Origin of the sequence: Luteolibacter sp. LG18, assembly GCF_036322585.1 — a bacterium.
Taxonomy (GTDB): domain Bacteria; phylum Verrucomicrobiota; class Verrucomicrobiia; order Verrucomicrobiales; family Akkermansiaceae; genus Luteolibacter.
Map to the genome: position 1 here is coordinate 5,209,740 of NZ_AP024600.1, position 20,718 is coordinate 5,230,457.

Below are 20,718 nucleotides of genomic sequence, written 5' to 3' on the forward strand. Positions count from 1 at the left end.
AGGTAAAGCGGTTGGATGGGAAACGCGGGATCTCTCAGTCTCCACCTTGGCAGAAAATCACACGCCCGAAAAGGCCACGAATCCGCCGTCCACCGGCAGGATGGTGCCGGTGACGAACTTCGAGGCATCCGCGAGCAGATAGTGGATCACTCCGTGAAGTTCATCGGCCTGGCCGAATCGGCCGAAGGGCGTGTTGTTGACCACGAGACTGCCGCGCTCGGTCAGGCTGCCATCCTCGTTCGTGAGGAGGCGGCGGTTCTGGTCTCCGAGGAAGAAGCCGGGCAACACCGCATTGACGCGCACCTTGCCACCGGTGCGGCGGGCCATGTCGACCGCGAGCCAACTCGTGAAGTTCTCGACCCCGGCCTTGGCCGCGGAGTAGCCCACAACGCGGGTGACCGCCTGCGGAGCGGAGACGGATGAAAAGTTCACGATCGATCCGCGGCCGCTGTCGATGAGAGCCTGGGCGAACACGAGAGACGGCAGCACCGTGCCATTCAGGTTCAGATCGACAACCTGCCGGAAGGCTTCGAAATCGAGATCCACGAAGGTCTTGTCCGGCGAGATGGTCGCGCCGGGCATATTGCCGCCCGCTCCATTCACCAGGCCATCAATCCGCCCCCAGCGGCGAAGCGTTTCTTCACACGCCGCCTCGAGCGCCGGACGGTCGAGCACGTCCGCGATCAGGCCGATGCACTGCGCATCGGGAGTTTTCTCACGGCACTTCGCCAGCGCGGCATCCAGCTTGTCCTGGCTGCGACCGAGGTAGACCACGCGGGCTCCTTGGGAGGCGAGGTAATCGGCGGCGGAACCGGCAAGCGCACCCGTGGCACCGGTAACAACATAGACGCGATCGGACAGATCGAAGAGGGGTTTCATGGATGGTATCGGAAACAACGTTGGAGAACTGGAAGGCGTGTCATCGCGTGGCTTCGCCGGAATCGAAGGCGACGGCATCGAACCTGGGCGCGAGCACGTGGTTTACGATGAACGCGAGGATGTAGGCCCCGGAGCAGACGCCGAAGATAATCGCGTAGCCGTTCGTGAAGCGGTCCAGCACCATCCCGGTCAGCAACGGAAAGCCCATCCCGCCGAGCGAACCGGCCATGCTGCCGATCCCGATCAATGAGGCGACGGCCCGCTTCGGGAACATGTCGGACACAGTGGTGTAGAGGCTCGCCGACCACGCCTGATGCGCGGCACCCGCGAGACCGATCAACAACACCGCCGTCCAGTCATCGACCCGGGTGACGATCACGATCGGCACGGCGCAGAGGGCGAAGACCAGCATGCTGAGCTTGCGGGCGCGGTTCAGGCTCCAGCCGCTCCGGTTCAGGCGGCCCGTGAACCAACTCCCGAACACGCTGAGCACCGTGATGATCGCGTAGATGCTGGCAAGGTGGACCCAACTGTTCTTGATATCGAGATGGCGGGTCTTCTTGAAGTAATCCGGCAGCCAGATCAGGAAAAACCACCAGACCGGATCGGTCAGGAATTTCGCGAGGACGAACGACCACGCCTGCCGGTGCTTGAGAATCCGCGCGTAGCTGGTCTTCCCCTTCTCGGGTTCGGCGATGCCATCCTCATCCTGCTCGATGTAGGCCAGCTCGCCCGGGGACACGCGGCGGCACTCACGTGGCGTGCTGAACAACGGCCACCACGCGAAGATCCAGAGGAAGCCCGCCAGGCCCGCGAAGATGAAGGTCCAGTGCCACCCGAGCGCATAGGCGATGGGTGGCACGATCATCGGGGCCACAATCGCGCCGACATTCGCTCCGGAATTGAAAAGGCTGGTCGCGAACGCCCGCTCGCTTTTCGGGAACCACTGCGCGACCGCCTTGACAGCCGCCGGGAAGTTCCCGCCCTCACCCAATCCGAGGGCGATGCGGGCACCGAAGAATCCGCCGATGGTGTTCACCAGCGCGTGACCGAGGGCGGCAATGCTCCATGCGCCGATCGACAGGGCGTATCCGAGCTTGGTGCCGTACTTGTCGATGAGCCAGCCGAAGACGAGCAGGCTCACCCCGTAGGAGGCCTGGAAGGCGGAATTGATCGCGCCGAACTGGGTGCTCGTCCACCCGAGTTGTTCATCAAGCATCGGCTTCAGCAGCGACAGGATCTGCCGGTCGATGTAGTTGATCGTGGTGGCGAAGTAGAGCAGGGAACAGATCACCCAGCGGTAATTGCTGATCGGGGATTCCTTCATTGGAGCGGGATGGGACGGGCGCAACTCGGGTACATGGTGGGTCGAGCGCGTGGGATCCAAGCTCGCTCCATGGAGCCACTCGCGGGTCGTTTCACCATACCGGAAACGCGGAACCCTACAAGCAGGCACATGCGCATAATGAGTTTCGTTTTGCGCAAGCGGCTTTCCCCTGCTATCCCTACCGCCGCGTGGCCACCCTCCTGAAACTGGCAGTCGTGTATCCCACCTCCATTCCTTGGATGGCGGAGATCATCGACGGCATCCGGCGCTATGGCCTCCAGTATGGCGGCTGGCAGATCCTCACCTGCCCGCCGACGCTCGAGGCCTCGGGCGAGCGCTCCCGCTCGCTGAGCTCGCTGGTGGGCTGGAAAGGCGATGCCGCGATCGCCGCGGTGCGCAACGCGGAGGATCGCAAGATCGTTCGCAAACTCGGAATCCCGGTGGTGAATCTCTCGCAATGGGAGTCCGAAGCCCACGGAGTTCCCCGGGTCAGCGTCGACAACTATCTCGCCGGCCGCCTCGCCGCCGAACACCTTCTGGAACGTGGGATCAGGGAACTCGCCTACCTCGGTTGGAAGAACGTCCACTATTCGAACGAGCGTCTCCGCGGCTTCGCGAGCCGGGCGAAGGAGGCCGGTCTCCATTGCGTGACCAAGCTCGATGCAGCCGAAGGCACCAGCGCGCGCACCTTGGCGGATGAACTTCATGAGCTGGGGGCCTGGCTGTCTGCCCTGCCCCGCCCCTGCGGGATCTTCGCGGTACAGGACTATCGCGCCCAACTTGTCGTGGAAGCATGCGCCAGCGTGGGACTGCGGGTGCCGCGGGACGTTGCCATCATCGGCATGGACGACGATGCGATCGTGTGCGGGCATTCCACGCCCACGCTCACGAGCGTCCGCCGGAACTCCGGCCAGGTGGGTTGGGAAATGGCCGCCTTGATCGACCGGATGATCCGGGGAGATCGCCCGGACACCATGGAGATCCTCGTTCCTCCGGAAGGAATCGTCGAACGGCAGAGCACGGACATGTTCCATCACGGGGACGAAGTCGTCCAACTTGCCGTCAGCTTCATGCTGCGGAATCTCAAGGACGCGCCCAAGGTGCAAACGATCGCCGACCATGCCGGGGTTTCGAAACGCACCTTGGAAACCCGCTTCCGCTCCGCCACTGGCAAGTCGCCCCACGAATATCTCACGACGGCCCGCATCGAACGCGCGATGAAGTTGATGCAGCGCCCCACTCAAACCAATCTCCGGAATGTCGCGGCCGCCTGCGGCTTCGCCAGCTACCCGGCCTTTGTCGCCGCGTTCCAAGGAGCCTGTGGCAAGACGCCGGGCGACTATCAGCGACAGTTCCGGCAAGCACGCGGAAGCTAGGCATCGAAGCCCTTCCATGCGGCCTGCGAAAGCGATCACGCCGCCTCACGGCCACATTCTCCGTGTCATGCTGCCGGAAACCCGCTTCCATTCGACCAGCATCATGTCGTCCCTCGATGAATCCCAGGCCTACCCGGTGGAATCGCTGCTGTCCGCGATCATCGCATCGTCCGATGACTGCATCGTCAGCAAGGATCTCAATGGCTTCGTCACCAGTTGGAACGACGGTGCAGCCCGGCTCTTCGGATACAGCCGTGAGGAAATGATCGGGCGGCCGATTTCCGTCCTCATCCCCACCGAACTGCTCTCCGAGGAAGACGAGATCCTCCGGAAAATCCGGAGTGGGCAGCGGGTCGACCACTTCGAGACGGTCCGCATTCGGAAGGATGGCAGGAAGGTCGATGTCTCGCTGACAATCTCTCCGATCCGCGACTCCACCGGGCGGGTGATGGGCGCCTCGAAGATCGCGCGTGACATCACCGAACGGAAAGCCGCCGTGGCCGCACTGGACCGCCAGAGCAAAAAACTCGCGATCCTCAACCGCGTGTCCCTCGCCTTCTCCGGGGAACTCGACCTGCAACGGCTGGTACAGGCGGTGACGGATGCCGGACGCGAACTTTCCGGAGCCGCGTTCGGAGCGTTCTTCTACAATGTCACCAGCGAGACCGGCGAATCCTACCGGCTGTTCACCCTCTCGGGAGCGCCCAGGGAAGCCTTCGAGAAATTCGGCATGCCCCGGAACACGCCGATCTTCGCCCCCACCTTCGCAGGTGAAGGCGTGGTGCGCATCGCCGATGTGACTCGCGATCCGCGCTACGGCACAATGAGCCCGCACCACGGGATGCCCGAAGGCCATCTCCCCGTGCGCAGCCACCTTGCGGTTCCGGTCGTGTCGCGGCGTGGCCATGTCCTGGGAGGCCTCTTTTTCGGGCACCCGGATCCTGACGTGTTTCAACAGGAGTCGGAGGAGCTGATCACCGCCCTTGCAGCCAACGCGTCCGTGGCGATCGACAACGCCCAGTTATACTCCGATCTTGAAAACGAACTGGAACATCACCGGACCCTCGAGCGGGCGCTGAAGGAAAGCGAAACCCTGAGCACGAGCATTTTCGACAGCACGCCGGATTGCATCATGGTCATGGACCCGGATGGCTCCATCCAGCGGATGAACAATCCCGGGCTCAAGCTGTTCGGCCTAGCGGAGACCGGTGGCCGCTACTGGCAGGACATCTGGCCCCGGTATCTGAGACCGGTGATTGAACGCTCGATCGAGTTGGCGTTGAGGGGTTCCGTGGAACGCTTCCAAAGCCAGTTCGAAGTCCACGGGGAGCTGAAATGGTGGGACGTGATCATCTCGCCGCTGCGGGACGACTCGGATTCGATCACACGGCTGATCGCCACCTCCCGTGACATCACCGCCCTCAAGATCGCCGAAAGCGAAGCGCAGAGCGCGAAGGAGGAAGCGATCCGCCAGAGCCGGATGAAGGACGAATTCCTCGCGACCTTGTCCCATGAATTGCGGACCCCGTTGCAGGCCATCCTCGGCTGGACCCATTTGCTGAAGTCCGGAAGGATGTCCCAGGCCCAGCATCAAGAGGGCTTGGAAGTCATCGTCCGGAACACACAGGGACAGACGAGGATCATCGAAGACCTCCTGGACATGAACCGGATCGTTTCCGGCAAGGTCCGCCTCGACATCCAGCCGGTCTGTCTGGCCGGGATCCTGCAGGAGGCGGTCGAAACGGTCCGCCCATCCGCCCAGGCCAAACAAATCGAACTCATCCTCACCATCGACACGCCATCGGAAACGGTGGGCGGGGATCCCGACCGACTCCAACAGGTGTTCTGGAACCTGCTGAGCAACGCGATCAAGTTCACGCCAGCCGGTGGCCGGGTGACGATCCGCCTGGAGAAGACCGGCCACCATCTGCAGGTCTCCGTCACCGACAACGGGGCCGGCATCGACCCCGCCTTCCTGCCATTCGTCTTCGAGCGGTTCCGTCAGGCCGATCCGACCATCACCCGCAAACACGGTGGCCTCGGCCTGGGATTGTCGATCGTGAAAAATCTCACGGAGCTGCATGGCGGCGCAGTCCGCGCCACGAGTCCGGGCAGTGGTAAAGGGGCCACCTTCGAGGTGACGTTCCCCATTCAAGATTCACCAGAGCAACAGGAAGCCACCCCACCCCGCCCCTTCCGAGCCGAAGCGCTCCAGCCACCCGGCCAGCTCCAAGACATCAAGGTCCTGGTGGTGGATGACGAGCAGGACGGACGCCAGCTCGTGGCGCACCTCCTGACCAACGCCGGCGCAAAGGTTTCGCTCGCCCGATCGTCCGACGAAGCATTCGAGTCCATCACCCATGATTGTCCGGATCTGCTCATCAGCGACATCGGAATGCCGGGTCGGGACGGCTACTCGTTGATCCGTCAGGTCCGGGGAACACCGGGCGAGCCGGGCAGAATTCCCGCCCTGGCATTGACCGCCTACACCCGTACGGAGGACCGGCAGCGGGCGATCTCGGAGGGCTTTCATATGCACCTCGCGAAACCCGCCGATCCACACGAATTGCTGGAAATCGTCGCACGTCTGGTCCACGCGCGGACGGGACCCGCCTCTGACTGAGCAAGCCGCAGATGGAGAGCGATCCGAGTTACCGAACCGCCTTCAATTCACCATCAAGCACCAGCGGTCGATCCGCTTTCAGCGGCACGGAGACCACACCGCTGCCGTACCGCACTTTCACGGTGGTCGCGGCCTTCGATCGCAACGTCACCCTGGCGAGCGTTCCGGCCTTCCACTCGATGTCCACCTCGCAGCCGCCGCGGGCGCGGAGGCCCGTGATGGTGCCATTCGGCCACTTGCCAGCCGGCAAGGCGGGCAGCAGGTGGATCTCCCCATTCTGACTCTGGAGCAGCATTTCGGCGATGCCGGCGGTGGAGCCGAAATTACCATCGAGCTGGACGGAGGGTTTGTCGAACAGGTTGCCCTCGGTCCACTTGGAGATCATCAGCTCAACGAATTCATACGCCTTCGCGCTGTCGAGCAGGCGCGCCCAGATGCCAATGCGCCAGGCATTCGCCCAACCCATGCCGCTGGACGCACGCATCTCGACGAGCTTGCGCGCGGCGGCGAAGGTTTTCGCGTCGGCTGGGGTGATGTCGTTGCCGGGGTAGATGCCGTAGAGCGGTGACATGTGGCGGTGCTGGATGTCCTCGGCGGTGGTGTCCCAGTCCTTGATCCACTCCTGGAGCTGGCCGGCCTGGCCGATCTGGTTCGGCGGAAGCTGATCACGGAGTTGTTTCCACCTCGCACGCAGGCCGGGGTCTTGGCCGAGCACCGTGGAAGAGGCGATGCAGGCATCGAAGAGCTCGCGCAGGATGGCATTGTCCATGGTGGTGCCATAGCTGGCGGTCAGCCCCTTTTGGATCTCGTGCTCAGGGGAGTTCGACGGCAGGACGACGAGCCAGCCGTGCTCCGGCTCCTTCACCAGGGTGTCCTCGAAGAAAGCGGCGCTGCCCTTGAGGATGGGATAGAGCTTCCCGAGGTAGGCCTTGTCCCCGCTGAACAAGTACGACTGGTAGAGTTGGTTGGCGAGCCACGCGCCGCCGGTCTGCCACTGGCCCCAGAAGGCGGTGTCGATCGGAGCGGCGGGGCGCCATAGGTCGGTATTGTGGTGGAGCACCCAGCCGCGCGCGCCGTAGGTCCTGCGGGCGACCTGAGCGCCGGAGCCTTCCGCCACTTCCGAAAGCATGCGGAACAGCGGCTCCTCGGTCTCGGCCAGGTTCGTGACCTGGGCGGGCCAGTAGTTCATCTCGGTGTTGATGTTCACCGTGTACTTCCCGCCCCACGGAGCCATGAGCTTGTCATTCCAGATGCCCTGGAGATTCGCGGGCTGCGAGCCGGGGCGGGAGGAACTGAGGAGGAGATAGCGTCCGAACTGGAAGTAGAGCGCCACCAGCGCGGGATCGTCCTGCTTGCTAAAATCGCGCAGACGCTGGTCGGTGGCCTGCTTCGCTGCCTCGGTGGTGCCGAGGTCGAACGTGATCCGGCCGAACAGACGCTGGTGTTCGGCGACGTGGGCCCTGCGGAGGGCGACCCAGGGCTTCTTCGCTGCATCGAGATACTGCGTGCATCGTACCGCCGGATCGGCGGAAATGTCCTTGTAGGTCTTGTAGCTGGTGGCGGCGGCGATGAAGACGGTGGCGGCGTCCGCACCGGTAACGGTGACCTTATCCCCTTCCGCCGTGACCTGTCCGCCCTCGGCGACGACCTTGACGCGGGACTCGAATTTCAGCGCGCCCTTCACCACCGGAGTCTTCTTGTCCCGTGCGTAGATGTCGCCATTCATGCCGGTCATGGAAACCTCGTTGCCATTGCCAGCCTTCACCATGACCGGGAGCGGCGAGGTTTCCGTGGCGCTGAAGGAGATCTTCCCGTTGCGGTCGGCGGTGAGGCGTATGGCGATCACTTGGTCGACCGGGCTGGAGAGCGCCTCGCGGGTGAACCTCACGCCATCCACGGTGTAGGTCACGGAGGCGATGGCGGTGTTCAGGTCGAGATCGCGGCGGTAGTCCTTCACCTGGTCGTGGCCGGGGAAATCGAGCACCAGTTCGCCGACGGTCTGGTAGGAGGACTGGGAGTTCGGGGTGCCCTGGAGCTTCTCGGCGAGGTTCTGTGCGCCCTTGTAATCGCCCGCGAACATCAGGCGCTGGATCTCCTGGCGGATTTCCGCGGAGACCTCGAAGGACGGCTCATAGGGCGCTCCGGACCAGAGGGTGTCCTCGTTCAGGCCGATGCGCTCCCGCGCGGTGCCGCCGAAAACCATCGCGCCGAGGCGACCATTGCCGAGCGCGAGCGCGCCGGTCCAATTGCCCGCGGGCTTGTCATACCAGAGGACCAGCGGGGTTTCGGCAGCGGCGGGCGCGGCGAAGGACAACCCCGAGCCGAAAGCGAGGGCCGCGAAGGCGGATAGGCGAAGGGATTCGCGGCGAGTGAGGGAGAAATTCGTCATGACGATTAGTGACCAAATCGAAACACAGAAAGCAACCCGGAAGCAATGAATCCAGGTTCAACCCCAGGAGTGAAACCGAAACCAAAAACCTCGAAAAAACAGCAACTCATCGGTGAATTTCCGTGGTAACCAGCACTCCACAGAATCTAAAAACAGCCCCGAACATTACAACAATATAGCATTTCTTGATCCGATCACTGAGACACCTTGCACCCGCACCGGCATACATCCCATACCACGCCTCTCCGTTACAGCAGGCGACCGCGCCAGTGAGACCTTTGTGCTGAAAGGTCTTCTGATGGAACGATCGGAAACCGGATCCGGCTCGTGGGGTTCACTTATTGAGAACCTCCAGTGAGTTCAGGCGCTTCGCTGCTGACTCATTGGACCACCACACGGTAGAATCGCTTTGGTCGATTGCCTCCACCGGTATCGCTCACCGCCATCGTCCCGCCGGTGCCCGCGATGTGATCCTGCACGGCGGTCCATGAATCGACCTCGAGCGTTTCGGAGTATTCCACACGATAGGTCTTCCCTATCACTGTGGTAAAGAGAATGACGGCGTCCTGGGCTCCAGTTTCCAGCGACGAAATCGCCAAATGGCTCGCGGGATTGTTGGGATCAGTGCTGGCGGCGAACTCCTGTGCGTTGTTCCAACCGTCGCCATCCGGATCGGCCTGATCGGCGGCGGTGCCAGCGTTGGCAGCAGTGCCAAAGCATCCGAAGCGCCAGCTCTCCAGCGGGGTGAACGTGGTCGCCGAAACCGGTGCGGAAGCGGGGCCCGCGCCACCGATGCCGTGCGAGATGACCGTGTAGTAAAACCCCGCGGCTGCGGGCAGGCCGGAGTCGGTGAAATTCGGCGATGGAGCCAGGCCGACCGGGAACCATGGCCCGCCGGCGGAAACCGCGCGCATCACCTGATAGGCCGAGGCTCCGGCGGAGGCGTCCCAGGTGAGCGCGATGCCGCCCGGTTCATCCGGCGCGGCGGCGAGGCCGGTGGGCGTGGAGGGTGGCCGGGCGACGATCTGGAGTCCATTGACCGGGGCGCGTGGACCGGGGTAGCTCTGGTCGCCGCGCGCGCCCAGGGTGAAGGACGCGGTGCCCAGGCCGGAGAACTTCACGTGGTTGCCCGCGGAGTTCTCGGCTTGGACGTAGGTTCCCGAGAAGTGGGTGGCCGCGTTGTCCAGCGCGTCGAGGGTCGTGGCACCGATCGTGTATTTGCCGCCCTTGGTGGTGGCGGTGTCGCCGTCGCAATAGACATACACGTCGTAGCCCGCCGGGAGCCAGGCGGCGGGAATGCCGGTGAGGCTCACGGAAGTAGTGGAGGTGTTGGTGGTATCGAGATAGCCCTTCATCATCCGGTATCCCCCGGTGGATTCGGTGATCGGGGTGCTCCAGGTGTTGTTGCTGCTCCAGGTGACGGTGGCCGCGGCGGAGTGACCGAGGTTGTCCACCAGCCCGGACAGCGAGCCTGCCGCGCCGGTGGCCGAGTTCCAATTCGCCACGGCCACCGCGCCCGCCACTTCGCCAGCGGCCATGGCGGCCGGGTTGCCATTTCCTCCTCCGCCGATGAAGTCGATGCTGATGGCGGCGGGCGGAGCGGTGGGGACGATGCCGGTCTCCGGCGAAGGCGTTCCTTCCCCGGCGCCATTCACCGCACTGACCACGTAGTAGTAGAGTGTCTGAGTGGAAGCGGTGGGATCGTTGTAGGCGGTGGTGGTGACATTCGTGGCGAGCGTGACGTAGGGCCCGCCGGGAACGGTGGCGCGCTTGAGGTTGTAGCTCGTCGCCCCGGCGGCCGCGATCCACGAGAGATCGATGCCCAGACCCGGGGCGGACATGGCGGTGAGGGCGGTGGGCGCGGCGGGGGTGGTGGCGGCGCTCGCCGGGATCACGATCTGGATGCCATTCACCGGTGCGCGCGGGCCGGAGTAGGTTTGATCACCCGTGGCGGAGAGCGTGAAGGTGGACGATGTGAGGCCGGTGAAGCGGATGTGGTTTCCGGCGGTCCCATCCGCCTGGACATAGGTGCCGGAGAAATGCGAGCCGCCGGTATCGAGCGCCTTGATGGTCCGCGCGCCGAGGGTGTAGTCGCCCGCCTTGGTCGAGCCGGTGTCGCCATCGGTATAGACGTAGACGTCGTAGCCCGCGCCGGTGAAGGCGGAGGGCAGGCCGGAGACCGTCACCGTGGTGGTGGAGGTGTTGTTGGTGTCGAGGTAGCCCTTCATCATCCGTCGGTCGCCGGCGGTGTCCGGAATGTTCGTGCTCCAGGTGTTGTTGGAGGTCCACGCGACGTTGGCGGAGGTCGTGGCCCCGGAGTAGTCCTTGAGGCTGTTGACCGTGCCACTGGCACCGCCTGAGGCATTCCAGTTTGCCAAGCTCACGGCCCCTGCCGTTTCCGCCGCTCCCATCGGGGCGGGGGTGCCGCTGGAGCCGCCGCCTTGGAAATCGATGCTGATGGCAGACCGGCCCGCGCCCAGGGTGGTCACGGTGGCCGCGCTGGATTGCGGGCTGGTGCCGAAGTCATTGCTGCTCGTCACCGCGTAGTAGTAAGTGCCCGCGGCCGATGCGGCGGTGTCGATGTAGCCGGTGCCGAAAACGGTGGCGACGAGCGTGTAGCCTCCGCCGCTGGTGGTGGAGCGCCAGACGTTGTAGGTGGCGGCATACGGGACGGCGCTCCAGCCGATGGCCACCTGGCCATTGACGATGGAGGCGGTGAGCTCCGCGGGGGCGACGGGCAGCGGCAGCGAGGTGATCGCCAGCGAGAGCTTGCCATTGCTGTTGGCCAGCGTGCCGCTCACTCCGGCGGGCAACTGGAGTTGCAGGTTGGCGAGGGAACCTTGGAAGGAGCCGCTGTAGCTGATCAATGGGTAGGTGCCCAGACCGAGCGTGCCGGAAATCTGGGCGATCTTCACCGTGCATCCGCCCCCCACCGTCACGCCGCCGCAGGTCACCAGCGGGACCGTGGTGCTGGTGGGATTGCCGATTTCCAGCGTGCTGCCGCCGGCAAGCGTGAGATTCGCCACCGCGGCCGGGCCCGGGCTGGTGTTGTTCACCGCCAGCACCGCTCCATTCGCCACCTGGAAACTGCTGTTGCTCGCGAAGGTGGTGGCCAGAGCCAGCCTGCCCGCGCTCACGGTGGTCGCGCCCGAGTAGTCGCTCGCTCCGGTCAGCGTCAGCGTGCCATTGCCGGTCTTCGTCAGGCCGATCGGGCCGGTGCCGAGGCGGTTGTCGCGGAGGATGCCGGAGAAGGTGGTGGAATGATGGTTGGCTCCCACCTCGAGGACGACGTTCATCGAATTGGTCCCGCTGCGGTTGCCTTGGATCAGGCCATTGCCCGCGAGCGATCCCAGGGAAAGGGTGCCGCTGGAGAACTCCAGCGCGGTGCGGCCCGCGGTGGTGTTGTTGAACACCCAGTCGACGTTTGGATTGCCCGCCGCGGCAGTGGTGAAGCGAACGGCGTTCGCGTTGTTGGCCACCGTGACGGAGCCACCGGTCATGGTGTTCGTGCCGGAAAGGTAGAGCGACGAGGGATTCTCGTCGTTACCCAGCGTCAGCGCGCCATTGCCGGAGAGGGCGCCGGTCAGGGTGAGGTTCGCGTTGCTGGCGAGCTGGAGTCCGCCGCTGCCCGAGATCACGATGACGTTGCCGAGCGTGAGGCTGCCCCAGGTGCTCAAGGTTCCGCCACCGAGGGTGATCGGGCCGGTGCCGAGCGACCCCGCGTTCTGGATCGTCACCTCGCCGCCGCCGAGGTTGGCGCTCGGGAAGCTGTTGGCAGCGGAGAGGAACAGGGGGCCGCCGCCGGTCTTGGTGAACGGGCCGGGGCTGTTGATCGCATTGCCATCGAGGCGCAGGCTCCTCCAACCGTTGTTGAACACCACCGACGAGGGAGTCACCGGCGCGGCGACATTGATGGTGGTGGCGCTGCCGGAGGAATCATCGAACAGCACCGCGGTGCCGGGGGCGAAGGCGACCTGTGCGCCGCCGGTTTGCCAGTTGAGGGTGGCGGTGTCCCAATTCGCGGTCAGGGCTCCGGACCAGGTGATGCGGTCGGTGGGGGCACCTGCCGATGGCGTCACCGCGATCTCCGCGGAGTTGGCACTCTCTCCCGTGGCATTGGACGCGGAGACCACATAGTAATGGGTCGCGCCATTGGTGGCGGTGGTGTCGACGAAAGACGCGCCTGTCACTGGCCCCGGGAGGGAAACATACGGACCACCCGGCACCGTGGCGCGCTTTACGGTGAAACCGGTGGCGGTGGCGGGCGGGGTCCAGGCCAGCGTCACCTTCGCGTTGCCCGCGGTGGCGGCCAGGCCGGTGGGAGCGGCGGGCACGATGGCCGGGTTCGGATAACCGTGGAACTGGAGTTCGGCCACGTTGCAGTAGCCGTTGTTCGGGCCGAGGTAGCGGACGTAGCGGAAGGCGCCGGGGTTGGAAATGTTCTGGGAAGACATCCCGGCCGGGGGCGTGCCGCCGATCGTGGAGAGCGTGACCACACCGCTGCTGAAGTCCGGCGTGTTCGAGCCCTGGAACAGCCCGCCGGTCATGCGGCCTGCGTAGCCGATGCGCGGCTGGTAATTCACCTGCGTGATGACATGTGGGGCCCCCAGATCGAGGCCCGCCCAACTGCCGCTCGCGGTGCTCGAATCGAAGAAGGTGACGTTCGCGTCGTCGAAGGCCTGTTCCCGCCACATGCCGTAGAGGTAGGCGTCGCCGGTGCCGATGATGGTTCCCTTCAGCCGCTGGTTGGTGGTCACGGTGACGGGGGCGCTGTCCGGTGTTTCCACGCCATTTCCCAGCACCGCGGAGATCGCGTAGAGGTAGGTCGTGTTCTGGCCGAGCCCGGCATCGTGGTAGGTGAATTTGTCACCGGGCAGGCCGCTGGCCACCACGGTGTACGGACCGCCGGCGGTGGTCGCGCGCTTCACCTTGTAGGTCGCGGCATTGGCGCTGCCCCACCAGGAAAGGACGACCGTGTTGTTGCGCGGGTCCGCGGTCACGCCGCGCGGGGCGGGCACGCTGGCGGGAGCGATCGGATCGAGCGAATGGGTCAGCGTGGTGAACCCGATCTGGTCGAAGCCGCCGCTGGTCTGCCCGTAATCGCCGCCGCCGCCCTCCGGTCGGCCGGTGAGGGCCATGCGCATCGTGTAAGGAGCGGCGATCCCCCGGCGGTTGGCGTAGTGGTTGTAGATCAGCTCGTAGCCCGGCCGGTAGATGCCGCGGCTCGCGTCGGAGATGGCGGGCATGCCCACCCGGTTGCTGAGGCTGTCGCAATTGATGGCGGTCACGTAGGGGACGTCGTTGCCCAGGTTGTATCGGGCGACGTACTCGCTGATGGCCAGCAGGGTGTTGTCGTTGTAGCCGTAGAGGTCGTCACCCTGGCTCCACGCCATCTCGCAGAAGGAACCCAGCAGCACGGGGCCCATCGAGTTGTGGCCCTGGTCGCGTCCCGATTCCTGCGCCTGCCCGAGGTTCCCGGGGTGGCGGAACCACATGACCTTGTCCGCGGCTCCGTTGCCGATACCGGATTTGTAGTAATTGACCGCCTTGTTGTAGATCGTCCGGTCATCGCAGACCACGCCGATGGCGAGCACGGCGTTCATCGCGAGCAGGTCCCAGTTCGCCCAGTAGTGGGTGTCGCAGGTGCCGTTGTGGTGTTCCAGGAATGGCCCGATCCCGTTGCCGGTGTTCGGGTCCTGGTAGAACTTCGTGAGCAGGAAGACCTGGAAATTGACGAGTCCGCCCGAATCCACCCATGGCTGGTAGCCTCTCATCAGCTCCGCCGCGCACGCCCACTGGAAGGCCTGCGCGGCCAGCAGCAGCGCGTCGGTGCTGCCGGTGATCTGTTGCACGGTGGAGGAATAGCCGTCCATGTTGCGGATGGCGGCGTCAGCGTAGGCGGTGTCTCCGGTGATGTGGTAGCGCAGCGCGCATTGGTAAGCCGCGGACGCGTCACGGGCCATGGTGATGTAGTCCTGTGACAGGCCCATGCTGGCGCAGTTGCCGCCGCGGCAGATGATCGGGTGCGGATACGCGGTGTAGTTCGCGCTGGAGTATCCGTTGGCGGCCAGCTTGTCGTAGCCTGCCTTCCACGGCTGTTCACCGGCGGCGACTTTCGCCTTGATGCGGTTCAGGTCCGCCTGGGTGCTGAGCAGGCCGGGATGGACGAAGGCCTGGGCGGTGGCCGGTCGTTGCAATCCGCCGAACAACAGGGCGGGGACGAGCAGGGCGAGATGGAGAATGGGTTTCATGGAACGGGCAAGGGATGCAAGGGTGGGAAAGGGCGCGGGCCGGGATTCAATCGATCCGCTCCAGCGGGGCGGGACGCAGTCCCGCGAGTTCGCCCAGGGCCCGCTCGCGCAGGGCTCCGGCGGTGATGCTTTCCGCCCAGCGGGCGGCGGCCACGGCATCGGTCAGCGCCCATTGATGGAGGACGGAAATCACCGCCTCGTCCTGCAAGGGACCGGGGGCGATGGCCTCCGCCACCTGGCAGGCGGCGGCGCGGGGATCGGACTTGGAGAGGATGAAGGCCACGCGGGCCATCAGGCGGTCATGCCATTCGCCGGGCGGCTGGGTCTTCACCCATTCCAAGGCCGGTGCGGACTCGCGGTCCGCCCATTGCATCGCCAGGTTTTCCAACAGCCCGCCGGTCTCATTGGCGGCACCGTGGCGGATCGCCAGATCGAGGGCCCCGCAGGGATCGGTTTCCGCCAGGGTGATGGCGATCGTCGAGCGCGCGGAGCGACGCGCGGCCTCGTCCGGCAAACCGTCCGACCACACCATCGCGGCCTCCGGATCGTGGCGGGCCCATGTGGTCAACAACAGGCGGAGCAACCGCGTCCGGGTTTCGGCATCGGCCAACTGGCGGGCGAACGCCAGCGCCTCCTCCGGGTTCGCGGCCGTCCATTGGGTGGCGATGGCGGAGAGGTCCCGCTCACGCCGGAGGTCGTCCTTGGCGTGGAATGCCTGCTGAAACCGATCTTGGAAATCCCGCGGATGGACTGGCTGGCGTCCGGGCCGGGTATGGGTCGAGGGAACCGGCTCCGGGAGCGGAGTGATGTCCCCGTGGTGCGTGATCCCGCCGATCGCGATCGCCGTCCCGACGAGTCCCCATCGGGCGCGTGATGAAATCCGTTTCATCGTTCTTCGAGGAATGAAGAGGAAAGGCCGCGTGCGGTTTCCACGCACGCGGCCCGTGAAACGGCTCAGGGAGCGGGCGAGACCCACCACTGCTGGTTGGTCCCGGTGTTGTTCGGCCATTGGATGACAGCCGCGCCATTGGCGGTGCTGCCACCGCTCACGTCGGCGCTCTTGCCCGTGTGCACGGCGGCGAACCGGAAGTAACCGTCTCCCACCGGGACGGCGGTCCACTTCTGGTGGTTGCCGCCGTTCCACTGGCGGATGACCAGCGCCGCGCCATCGCTGGTGCTGCCGCCGTTCACCTCGAGCGTCTTGCCGCTGGCCACGCTGTCCACGCGGTACTGGCCGCCGCCCTGGTCGGCGAAGGTCCACTTCTGGTTGTCGCCGCTGCCGCCGCTCCACTGGATGATCGGCGTGCCATCGGTTGTCGCGCCGTTCTGCACGTCCATCGCCTTGTTGCTCTTCCGGTTGAACAAGCGGTAGGTGTCGGCCGGGATCAGGGTGCCTTCGTCACTGAGAAACGAGAGATCGCCGATCTGCGTGCTGTTCTCGCCGCCGGTGGCGGTGATGTTGAGCCGGTGGTAACGGTAGGACGCCGGGCTCGCGACTGCAAAGAACAGCTCCCAGTGGCGATAGGGGAAGGAGACATTGCTGCGACTGTCGAGCGTGGTCCAGTTCGTGCCATCGTTCGATCCTTGGAACTGCCAGTCCTTCGGATCGCGCGCGGGCACGTCGTTCGCGCTGGTGATTGAGTAGCGCTTGATCTTCGCGGTGCGGCCCGCGCCCTGGTCGTATTGGATCGCGCCGAGACCGGCGTTCGATCCGGCATACCACTTCGCTCCTGAATTGCCGTCGAAGGCCGAGGCGGAGGTGCTCGTGTTGCTGTAGGAGCTCGCCGTTCCACCGAAAGCGACGTTGGCCATCGGGCTGACCGGGGTCACGGCATCCTCGGGGGAGTTCGCGCCTTCGCCCGTGGAGTTCACCGCGCTGACGACGTAGTAATAAGGCGTGCCGTTGGTGACCGCGGTGTCGATGTAGCTGGTGCCGGAAACGGTGGCGATGGTGGTGTAGCCGCTGCCACTGGTGGTGGAGCGCTTCACCTTGTAGCTGGTCGCCCCGGCCGAGGACAGCCAGCGCAGCGGCACCTTGCCAGCGCCGGGCGCCCCCAGCACGCCGCGCGGGGCCTCTGGCGCCCAGACGGGAGCCACACCATTGCCGCCGGTCATCGAGACGTTGCTGAAGGTCGCCGTGTTCGGAGTGCCATTCGCCATCGAGCACACCACCAGGCCGATGTAATTGGTGCTGCCGAGGTTGGAGAAATCGCCCTCGCCCACGCCGGCCCAACTGGTGCCGTCGGCGGAGACATAGAGGGCGACGATCCGGCCCACACGCTGGATCTTCACCCAGAATTTCGAGTCGGGGAAGCTGCGGCTGCCCTTGTCCCAGTTCGTGCCGCCGAGGACGTTGGTCCAGCCGCGCATGTGGTACTCGAGGTTCTGGCCGGGCTTGATGGCGACCCACGCCCGCTGGCCCGCGTTGGCGGCGAGCGAATCGCGGAACATCACCCCGATCTTCGCCGCGCCGGAGGTGTTTTGCAGCGACTCGACCTTGGCGGTGATCGAGAAATCACCGGTGACCTGCCGGTAGGCGAAATGGCAACTGTCGTTGCCGTAGGTCCAGATCTCCGAACCTCCGCCGGTGACCGTCCAGATCCCGTTGGCGTAGCTGCTGCTTCCCGCGGGCGTCGCACCGCCGATGTCCAGGCTAGTGAGGCCGGTGCTCGTCAGCGCGGACGCCGGATAGGTGACGGCCGCGGGCGGCGTGGCCACCGAGGTGTCCGCGGCCTTGCAGAACATGAACGAATCCGAATCCACCGGCAGCGACTGGCGACGGAGCTGGATGTAGGGTGCGGAGAGTCCCTTCCGCACGACGTAGGCGCTGTTCAGGATTTCCAGCCCCCGGCGCGTGGCGGTCCAGCCGAGGCCGGGCTGGTTCGTCCAGTAGAGGTAGTAGTCGGTCGAGCCGTAGGTGACGTAGGGCGGGGTCACGCCCAGGTTGTTACGGGAATCATAGTCGCCGATGGCCAGCAGGCGGTTGTCGAGCTCGGAGTAGACGTCGACGCCTTGCTTCCAGAAGAACTCGGCCGCCAGTGACAGCGAGCGCCACTGGCCGTAGGCGTGGCCGAAGTCCCGCCCGGTCTCGCCGATCTGCCCGGAGGAAAGCGTGTTCGGCAGCCCCGAGGACGCGCTGGCGCGGAACAGGTCGACGACGTGGTCGAACTTCGCCTGGTCATCGCCGAAGGCCGCCATTCCCGCGGCGGCGGCCATGCTCAGCGCGCCCTTGTTCGCCGGGCCCAGCACGTTCCCACCGGCGGCGGTGGACGGGAAATAGACGTTCAGAAACAGGTTCTTCACCTTGTCGGTGTCGGTCTGTGTCCAGCCCGGCCAGGTGCCGCGCAGGATGTCCGCGCCTGCGACGTAGCAGATCGCGTAGTCGCCGAGATCGAGGTTCGCCTCGCCGCCGGTGAACGACGTCTGGGTGTCGGCCCAGGCGATGAGGATGTCATGGGCCTTTTGCGCGTAGGCCGCGTTGCCGGTGAACCACCACATGCGCGCGAGGTTGTAGACCGCGCTCATGTCGTTCCGCCATTGGTTGAGGTTCACGTCCGGGGCGCGGCTCACGTTCGCATACGGTCCCTGCATCGTGTAGGTGAGCTGGGATTGGCCTTGGCTGGCGAGCGAGTCGTAGCCGGTCTTCCATGGCTCGCGCGTGATGTTCGACTTGAGCAAAGTCAGGTCATCGAGCGTGAACGGTGCGCTGGGGTGGTTGAAGCCATGGGCCGCTGGACAGCAGGCGAACGTGACAACGGCGGCAATCGTCCCGAGGGACGACAGCAGGTTTTTATTCATCGTGGGTTGGGTTGGGTTTTCCGGAGGATGCCGGGGCATTCTCCACCCATTCACCGGGAGAAAAATTCTCCCACGGATGATTGGGTTGTGCCACTGCTGACGACTTCCCACCCCCTCCGCCACCTTCGCGACATCTTCCTTGGTAGATCCCGCCAGCGGCACCTGCTTTGATGCCCCAGAGGATTCCTTCCAGCACATTGCGATCGGCACGCAGCCGCAGCAGGTCATGGCGGATGGCTCACAAGGTAAGCGTTACGCCAATAGCCAAAAATCCCACGATAACAATTCAGCTATCCGACACCACGTCAGCTCGGCCAGTAACAGGTCAATTCCCCCAGATCGCCTCCTTGCTGGTCGGCACCTGCAGCGGCGGGTTCTCGGATTCCAGTTCGAGCACGATCACCTCGTTGTCCTTCTCCTCGTTCAGCCAGCAGCCGGGCACGAAGATGGATTGTGCGGGACCAACCTTCCAGTAGCGCCCGAGGTTGCGGCCATTGCCGCGGCCGAATCCGCGAATGATTTCATGGATCAGACGCTGCCCAAAACTGCCAGAAATGGCGAAAACTTCCGATTTTCGTGAAATTCGACCATTGATTCTCAACGACAACTGGCAGTCTCGTAAGGACTCGAACCTTAACAAACAGAGTCAGAATCTGTTGTGCTACCATTACACCACGAGACTTTTTTGAAGAAAGCCTGGAGGCCAGTTGTTGGATGCCGGCTGTGGGAGCAGCCTCGCTAGGACTCGAACCTAGAAATACGGAATCAAAATCCGGTGTGTTACCATTACACTACGAGGCTATTGACCCGTCGGCGGGGCCGGAAAGTACCGGTCCGATTCGCCGTTGGCAACAGGGAAATCGTTTATTTGAGCAGGTATTTCGCGGCCTGCTCCACGTCCTTGTCACCGCGGCCCGAAAGGTTCGCGATGATGATGGTGTCCTTCGACAAGGTGGGGGCGATTTTCCGCACGTGGGCCATCGCGTGGGAGCTTTCCAGCGCCGGGAGAATCCCCTCGGTATGGGCGAGTTCCTTGAAGGCTGCCAGAGCCTCGTCATCGGTGGCGTAGGAGTATTCCACGCGGCCGATGTCCTGGAGATACGCGTGCTCCGGACCCACGGCAGCGTAGTCGAGACCGGCGGAAACCGAGTGCGTGAGCTCGATCTGGCCGTCCTCGTTCGCGAGCAACCAGGTCTTCGTGCCCTGCAGGACGCCGAGCTTGCCGCCTTGGAAACGGGCGGCGTGGCGTTCCGGGATGATCCCCTCCCCGCCCGCCTCGACGCCGATCATCAGGACCTCGTCATCGCCGAGGAAGGGATGGAACAGGCCGATCGCATTCGAACCGCCACCGACACAGGCAACGAGAATGTCCGGCAGGCGACCTTCCTTTTCGAGGATCTGACGGCGGGCCTCGACACCGATCACGCGATGGAAATCGCGGACCATCATCGGGAACGGGTGCGAGCCGAGCGCGGAACCGAGAATGTAGTGGGTGTGGTCGACGGTGGCCACCCAGTCGCGCATGGCCTCGTTGACGGCCTCCTTGAGCGTGGCCTGGCCGGCGGTCACCGCGCGGACCTCGGCGCCCATCAGGCGCATGCGGGCGACATTGAGCGCCTGGCGCTCCATGTCCACGGCGCCCATGTAAACAACGCACTCCATGCCGAAGCGGGCACAGACGGTGGCGGTGGCCACACCGTGCTGGCCGGCACCGGTTTCCGCGATGATGCGCTTCTTGCCGAGGCGCTTCGCCAGCAGGATCTGGCCGATGGCGTTGTTGATCTTATGGGCTCCGGTGTGGAGCAGGTCCTCGCGCTTCAGGTAGATTTTCGCGCCGCCGAGCACCTCGGTCCATCGCTCCGCGAAATACAGCGGGGTTGGACGGCCGACGTAATCGGCGAGGAGGTGGTCCAGCTCCTTCTGGAAGGCCGGATCGCGGCGGGCCTCGTCATAGGCCACCGTGAGCTCCTGGAGCGGAGCCATCAGGGTCTCCGGGACGAACATGCCGCCGAATTTGCCGAAATGACCGGTGGCGTCGGGAAGATTGGTAAGGGACATGGTGCGGAAACCGGAAA

General features: G+C 64.7%; 10 protein-coding genes and 2 tRNA genes. 2 read left to right on the plus strand and 10 right to left on the minus strand.

Annotated elements, in window-relative coordinates; translation table 11 throughout:
* Window positions 1-57 precede the first annotated feature (57 nt).
* Entirely contained in the window at window positions 58-879 is an 822-nt protein-coding gene (locus tag llg_RS20830; protein WP_338286979.1) for an SDR family oxidoreductase, read from the minus strand.
* A 40-nt stretch (window positions 880-919) separates the two neighbouring features.
* Entirely contained in the window at window positions 920-2,206 is a 1,287-nt protein-coding gene (locus llg_RS20835) for an MFS transporter (RefSeq protein ID WP_338286980.1), read from the minus strand.
* A gap of 188 nt (window positions 2,207-2,394) precedes the next feature.
* Between llg_RS20835 and llg_RS20840 the strand changes: the two genes are divergently transcribed.
* Together llg_RS20840 and llg_RS20845 are read left to right on the plus strand one after the other, a co-directional pair.
* Window positions 2,395-3,582, plus strand: a complete 1,188-nt coding sequence (locus llg_RS20840) for a DNA-binding transcriptional regulator (protein WP_338286981.1) — start codon at window positions 2,395-2,397, stop codon at window positions 3,580-3,582.
* Between the two features lie 16 nt (window positions 3,583-3,598).
* Window positions 3,599-6,205 (plus strand): PAS domain S-box protein, encoded by a 2,607-nt coding sequence (locus tag llg_RS20845; RefSeq protein WP_338286982.1) that lies wholly within the window; start codon window positions 3,599-3,601, stop codon window positions 6,203-6,205.
* Between the two features lie 28 nt (window positions 6,206-6,233).
* On the opposite strand, the gene llg_RS20850 is transcribed toward llg_RS20845, so the two are convergent.
* From llg_RS20850 to trpB, 8 genes are all read right to left on the minus strand, one after another.
* On the minus strand, window positions 6,234-8,594 hold the full coding sequence (locus llg_RS20850; protein WP_338286983.1) for a glycoside hydrolase family 95 protein: 2,361 nt from the start codon (window positions 8,592-8,594) through the stop codon (window positions 6,234-6,236).
* Window positions 8,595-8,974: 380 nt separating this feature from the next.
* The gene (locus llg_RS20855; protein WP_338286984.1) at window positions 8,975-14,845 is read right to left on the minus strand and encodes an autotransporter-associated beta strand repeat-containing protein; all 5,871 of its coding nucleotides are present in this window, start codon (window positions 14,843-14,845) and stop codon (window positions 8,975-8,977) included.
* 46 nt (window positions 14,846-14,891) lie between these two features.
* Window positions 14,892-15,734, minus strand: coding sequence for a hypothetical protein (locus llg_RS20860; RefSeq protein ID WP_338286985.1), 843 nt, complete (start codon window positions 15,732-15,734; stop codon window positions 14,892-14,894).
* Between the two features lie 65 nt (window positions 15,735-15,799).
* On the minus strand, window positions 15,800-18,643 hold the full coding sequence (locus tag llg_RS20865; protein ID WP_338286986.1) for an RICIN domain-containing protein: 2,844 nt from the start codon (window positions 18,641-18,643) through the stop codon (window positions 15,800-15,802).
* Window positions 18,644-18,968: 325 nt separating this feature from the next.
* Window positions 18,969-19,250 (minus strand): hypothetical protein, encoded by a 282-nt coding sequence (locus tag llg_RS20870; RefSeq protein ID WP_338286987.1) that lies wholly within the window; start codon window positions 19,248-19,250, stop codon window positions 18,969-18,971.
* A 1-nt stretch (window position 19,251) separates the two neighbouring features.
* Window positions 19,252-19,325, minus strand: a tRNA-Gln gene (locus llg_RS20875).
* A gap of 48 nt (window positions 19,326-19,373) precedes the next feature.
* Window positions 19,374-19,444, minus strand: a tRNA-Gln gene (locus llg_RS20880).
* A 63-nt stretch (window positions 19,445-19,507) separates the two neighbouring features.
* Complete coding sequence (trpB, locus tag llg_RS20885; protein WP_338286988.1) at window positions 19,508-20,701, minus strand: tryptophan synthase subunit beta; 1,194 nt, start codon at window positions 20,699-20,701, stop codon at window positions 19,508-19,510.
* Window positions 20,702-20,718: the final 17 nt, after the last annotated feature.

Excerpts from the sequence above, each read along its gene's own strand:
- llg_RS20860 (WP_338286985.1), bottom strand. The coding sequence starts at position 15,734 with ATGAAACGGATTTCATCACGCGCCCGATGGGGACTCGTCGGGACGGCG.
- llg_RS20845 (WP_338286982.1), top strand. The coding sequence starts at position 3,599 with ATGCGGCCTGCGAAAGCGATCACGCCGCCTCACGGCCACATTCTCCGT.
- trpB (WP_338286988.1), bottom strand. The coding sequence starts at position 20,701 with ATGTCCCTTACCAATCTTCCCGACGCCACCGGTCATTTCGGCAAATTC.
- llg_RS20855 (WP_338286984.1), bottom strand. The coding sequence starts at position 14,845 with ATGAAACCCATTCTCCATCTCGCCCTGCTCGTCCCCGCCCTGTTGTTC.
- llg_RS20835 (WP_338286980.1), bottom strand. The coding sequence starts at position 2,206 with ATGAAGGAATCCCCGATCAGCAATTACCGCTGGGTGATCTGTTCCCTG.
- llg_RS20850 (WP_338286983.1), bottom strand. The coding sequence starts at position 8,594 with ATGACGAATTTCTCCCTCACTCGCCGCGAATCCCTTCGCCTATCCGCC.
- llg_RS20865 (WP_338286986.1), bottom strand. The coding sequence starts at position 18,643 with ATGAATAAAAACCTGCTGTCGTCCCTCGGGACGATTGCCGCCGTTGTC.
- llg_RS20830 (WP_338286979.1), bottom strand. The coding sequence starts at position 879 with ATGAAACCCCTCTTCGATCTGTCCGATCGCGTCTATGTTGTTACCGGT.